Here is a 4875-nt window from a genome sequence, read left to right as displayed (position 1 = left end):
TGCCAATAGCCAGATACACCTTAAAGCGCTCGTGGATGAGCTCGAGGATTTCCTCGAGAAAAATAGTATCAGAACCTATCATGTTGAGGGATTGCGTGCATTAAAATGGGTTCTTGTGGATACCTATACAGTGATAATACACCTGTTCCTACCTGAGGTAAGAGAATATTACGACCTCGAATCCTATTGGGGCGATGCTGAAATTTATGTTATGGAGGGGTAATTGTGAACATAGTCGAGGCAAAAAAAGTCCTTGCTGACTGGCTTTCGGAAAGGGTGAAAAATCTCTTTGGCGAACAGTTCGAACCAGAAATTGCCGAACCTGAAAACCCCGATTTCGGCGACCTTACGACTAATGTGGCGTTCAGTCTCGCAAAATCGTTAAAAAAACCACCCAAATTCATAGCTGAGAAAATTGTCGAGGCTGACATCCCCGAATTTATTGAAAAAGCGCAGGTGGTGGGCGGATACATTAATTTTTGGCTCTCGAAAAGATTTCTCGTCGAAAACGCTATCTCGGCGATAAATGATGATGCGCATTGGGGCAAAACGATACTGGATAAAGTTCAGAGGATAAATCTCGAATTCGTCAGCGCGAATCCTACTGGACCGCTTAATGTAGTTTCGGCAAGAGCGGCAGCCGTAGGCTCAACCCTCGCAAACCTTCTCAGAGCAATAGGTCACGATGTAACCACGGAATATTACATAAACGATGCAGGAAACCAGATAAAGCTTCTAGGTGAAAGCTTCCGTGCCCGAATAGCTCAGCTTAAGGGCGAACACGCAGAAATCCCCGAGGATGGTTATCACGGCGAATATCTCATCGACTACGCAAAGGAATACATAGATAAAAATCCCTCCGAGACTCCAGACGAATGGATAGTAAAGCGGATAATAAAAGAGCAAATGGAAACTCTACGAATCTACAATACATACTACGATGTTATGTTTTCCGAGCGTGAGTTCAGGGAAAGCGGAAAAGTGGAAGAGGTTCTTAAAAGGCTTGGCGAATCGGGCTTAACATACGAAAAAGATAGTGCGCTATGGTTTTCAGCATCAAAATTGAGGGATGATGTTGAGGATTTCGTTCTGGTGCGCTCGAACGGTGAGTGGACTTATGGCTTAGTGGACCTTGCGTATCACGCGAACAAATTTGAGGAACGGGGATTTGAGAAGGTAATAAACATCCTTGGACCCGACCATCACGGTCACAAAGCGCGGCTTGAAGCTGGCATGAAGGCGCTGGGGCACGATGGAAAGTTAAGTGTGCTAATACTTCAGCAGGTGAACCTCGTCGAGGACAATGTTAAGGTGAAAATGTCCAAACGAGCTGGAAAACTCGTTACTATGAAGGAACTTATAGAGGACATAGGTGTGGACGCGGCACGATACTTTTTCCTGGCACGCCGCATGGAAGCACATCTCGACTTCGACCTGAATTTGGCAAGAACAACGACCGAGGAAAACCCCGTGTACTACATTCAGTATGCCCACGCAAGGATAAAAAGCATTTTAAGGTTTGCGAAAAATAAAGGACTTGACAAGAACGAAAATGATGCTATGATTATAAGTAAGTTAGCCGAGCCTGAAGAAGTGGCACTCTTACGAAAGATGGTTAAATTTCCACTTGTGGTTTTCAATGCAGCAAATATATTGGCGCCACATTTGATTCCGTTTTATCTGCTTGATTTTTCTAAATTGTTCCATAACTTTTACACCAAGCATAGAGTGGTAGGGGAGGACAGAGATAAAAGCATCGCTCGGTTGGTCCTTTGTGAAGCAGTAGGTGTTACTATAAAAAATGGGCTCAGCATGTGTGGGATTTCAGCCCCAGAACAAATGTGAAAAAGTAATCCACCAGAATCATCGCCTTTGAAACCATCGATAATTTCAGCAAAATAGGGAGTATTTAGGTTGAACTTTAAGGGTAACCAGCAAAACTCAGGTGAGCGCTACTAATGAACTACTGGTTTGAAGCAGTAGTAAAGCCGTCGTTAATGGTTTTTTCGACCTTACTTCTCGCAAGAATTTTCGTAGTGGCTGGACTGGGAAATTGGCTCGAAAGCGTTCTTTCAAAAGCATCGAGAAAAAATTTTGGCACGCTATGGTTCTTTGCTGCGTTTTTCTCTGCTGCTGTGCTGACAATAAGTTTCACGGCTTATGCGCTGATACCTTTGCTGGAGAAAATTGAAATGTCCCAAAGTCAGAAAACAAAGATAATGATTGAAACACTTTTCGCAGCTGCAGCGGGAAGCGCAATAATGCCCTTCGCAAACATTCACAATGTATTCCTCGCCCTACGATACCATGTAACACTCCCCCAATTCGTAAAAGCTACCCTGCCAATGTGGATGGTTCTCATGCTGGTCGGATTCTTTATCGCAAGACCAAAGGAAATGTTTTTGCGAAAAAAAGTTCTTTTCTCATGGAAAAAGTTGAATAAATTTGACTTTCTCATTGGAATCCTGGCATTGGCAATATTAACACTTACATTTTTAGGTGCTATTCCATCTATGATTTGCTTTGCAACAATAGCAGTGTTCTCGCTTATGGTTGGTCCCATAAGGACCGTATTTCCACGGCTCGACCGATGGGTATTTTCCTTTGCGGCGCTTTCGTTTCTCATTTTCGGCGCGGTAAGAAACATTCTCCCCATAAACCCCTTGACCACTATCCAATCATTTTTTGGGACTGCGCTTGTGAGTCAGGTAAGCAATAATTTATGGATTACTTCGATACTATCGGGCAAGGCGGACTTTTTGGGTGCTGTGTGGGGCGCCAATGTAGCGTCTATAGGGATGCCTTGGGCATCGCTTTCTGCAATAACTTTTGTGCTCGTCGCAATAAAGTATAGAGTCATGTTTGACGGAAGAGTGCTTTTGAGAAAGTGCATAACAATGTTTTTAGTCGCCGTTCCCGTAACATTTTTAACAATGAAACTTTTGAAAACAACTTAGGATGGTGAATAATGGCACGAAAGAAAAAAACAGAGCTAACCGAGGAGGAAACCGTGGCAGCCAATTCTGCCGAGGCGCTAAGAGAAATAATTAGGAAAAGGCTGAAGCAAAAGAGCGTATCCAAGTCCAACTTCGACGAGGATCCCAAAGAAAACGAGAAGAACGAAGAAAAAGAGGAAAAATCGAGCGAGAAAACAAAATCGAAGACCAAAAAAACCCGCACGAGGAAGTCGTCAAAGTCGAAAAAGAGCGAACAGCAGACATCAGAGGAAAAGGAAACTGTTGAAACCAAGGTCGCGGTGGCAGAACCGCCCGAAAAAGACGAGGCTAAAAATTTATCCAAAACAGCCGCTAAGGCGGAGGAGAAAAGCGTGAAAAGCACTCAAACAAAAAACGAGAAAGAAAGCAAAAACAATGCCGCAGTCAAAGCGGAGGACCAAAAGAGCGAGAATCAACGCGTTGCGGTCGCTCGGCCACGGCTACGGCTACATCTTAGCGACTTCAAGAGGATGCCTATAGACATCCTTCTTAAAACTGCCGAGGAATATGGCATCGAAAATCCGCATTCACTGAAGCGTCAAGAGCTAATATTCAAAATCCTTGAGATCGAAATAAAACACAAAAATGCTGAAATTTATGCAGAGGGCGTTCTTGAGGTTCTTCCTGATGGCTACGGTTTCTTAAGAAGCCCTGACTACAACTACCTTCCCGGACCCGACGACATATATGTTTCACCCTCCCAGATAAAGCGATTCGATCTAAGAACCGGCGATATGGTAAGCGGAATAATAAGGCCACCGAAGGATAACGAGAGATTTTTTGCGCTTCTTAGAGTCAACAAGGTCAACGATGAGGACCCGGAATACGCCAAACACAAAATACTTTTCGATAACCTCACGCCGCTTTATCCTATGGAGAAGTTTCAACTTGAGAACGACCCCGACGACGCCACTACGCGCATAATGGACCTTTTCACGCCTATCGGTAAAGGTCAGCGTGGGCTAATAACCTCGCCGCCCAAAGCGGGCAAAACGACGATACTTCAACGAATAGCCCGTGCATTAATCCGCAACCATCCGGAAGTGTTACTCATAATACTTCTTATAGATGAGCGCCCTGAGGAAGTAACGGACATGAAGCGCTTCGTTGCCGCGGAGTTCCAGCATGTTGAGAAAAAGCCTAAGGTCGAGATTATTTCCTCAACATTCGACGAGGAGCCTGAACGCCACACTCAGGTAGCCCAAATAGTTTTAGAGCGAGCAAAAAGGCAGGTCGAACACAAACGCCATGTCGTTATATTGCTCGATTCTATAACCCGACTGGCGAGGGCTTACAATAATATAGCGCCGCACAGCGGAAGAATTCTTACCGGTGGAGTTGATGCCTCAGCGCTTTCCAAACCCAAGCGATTCTTCGGCGCAGCAAGAAACATCGAGGAAGGCGGTTCGCTCACGATAATAGCAACTGCACTAATCGAGACAGGCTCAAAAATGGACGAGGTTATATTCGAGGAGTTTAAGGGCACGGGTAACATGGAATTAGTGCTCGATAGGCGCCTTGCCGACAGGAGAATATTCCCCGCTATAGACATTAATCGCTCGGGAACTCGCCGCGAGGAGCTGCTTTTGCCCGAGAATGTGCTTATGAGGGTATGGTTGCTTCGCAAAATCCTTTCTGACCTTAATCCGGTGGATGCTATGGAGTTCCTTCTCAACAAGATTCTTGCCACCCGCACCAACGAGGAATTCCTGATGTCGATGGCGGATAATGGGTGAGTTCATTTTCACAAAGTCGCTATGTTAGTTCATGTATTATGATAATGCATGGTAAACATAACAGTTGGTGGGGTTCCATACTACTTATTATCACTTTCTTCAATATTTCTTATAGTCAACCTCCTTCATATATCCTTTATTAT

The 4875-nt window shown here is 44.6% G+C and carries 4 protein-coding genes; all 4 read left to right on the top strand.

The window, feature by feature from the left end:
- The coding region (gene rsfS, locus J7J62_03545; protein MCD6124229.1) for a ribosome silencing factor at positions 1–223 on the top strand (223 nt) is incomplete at its 5' end.
- A gap of 2 nt (positions 224–225) precedes the next feature.
- Entirely contained in the window at positions 226–1845 is a 1620-nt protein-coding gene (locus J7J62_03540) for an arginine--tRNA ligase (protein MCD6124228.1), read from the top strand.
- 113 nt (positions 1846–1958) lie between these two features.
- On the top strand, positions 1959–2957 hold the full coding sequence (locus tag J7J62_03535) for a hypothetical protein (protein MCD6124227.1): 999 nt from the start codon (positions 1959–1961) through the stop codon (positions 2955–2957).
- An 11-nt stretch (positions 2958–2968) separates the two neighbouring features.
- Complete coding sequence (gene rho, locus J7J62_03530; protein MCD6124226.1) at positions 2969–4732, top strand: transcription termination factor Rho; 1764 nt, start codon at positions 2969–2971, stop codon at positions 4730–4732.
- Positions 4733–4875 lie beyond the last annotated feature (143 nt).

It is taken from the genome of bacterium, assembly GCA_021159335.1.
In the GTDB taxonomy this organism is placed as follows: domain Bacteria; phylum UBP14; class UBA6098; order B30-G16; family B30-G16; genus JAGGRZ01.
Note: the sequence above shows the minus strand (reverse complement) of the source record. Positions and strands in the feature narration are given on the sequence as shown.

What these genes read in the sequence shown, in the direction of transcription:
- J7J62_03535 (MCD6124227.1), top strand. Translation starts at nt 1,959, where the DNA reads ATGAACTACTGGTTTGAAGCAGTAGTAAAGCCGTCGTTAATGGTTTTT.
- rho (MCD6124226.1), top strand. Translation starts at nt 2,969, where the DNA reads ATGGCACGAAAGAAAAAAACAGAGCTAACCGAGGAGGAAACCGTGGCA.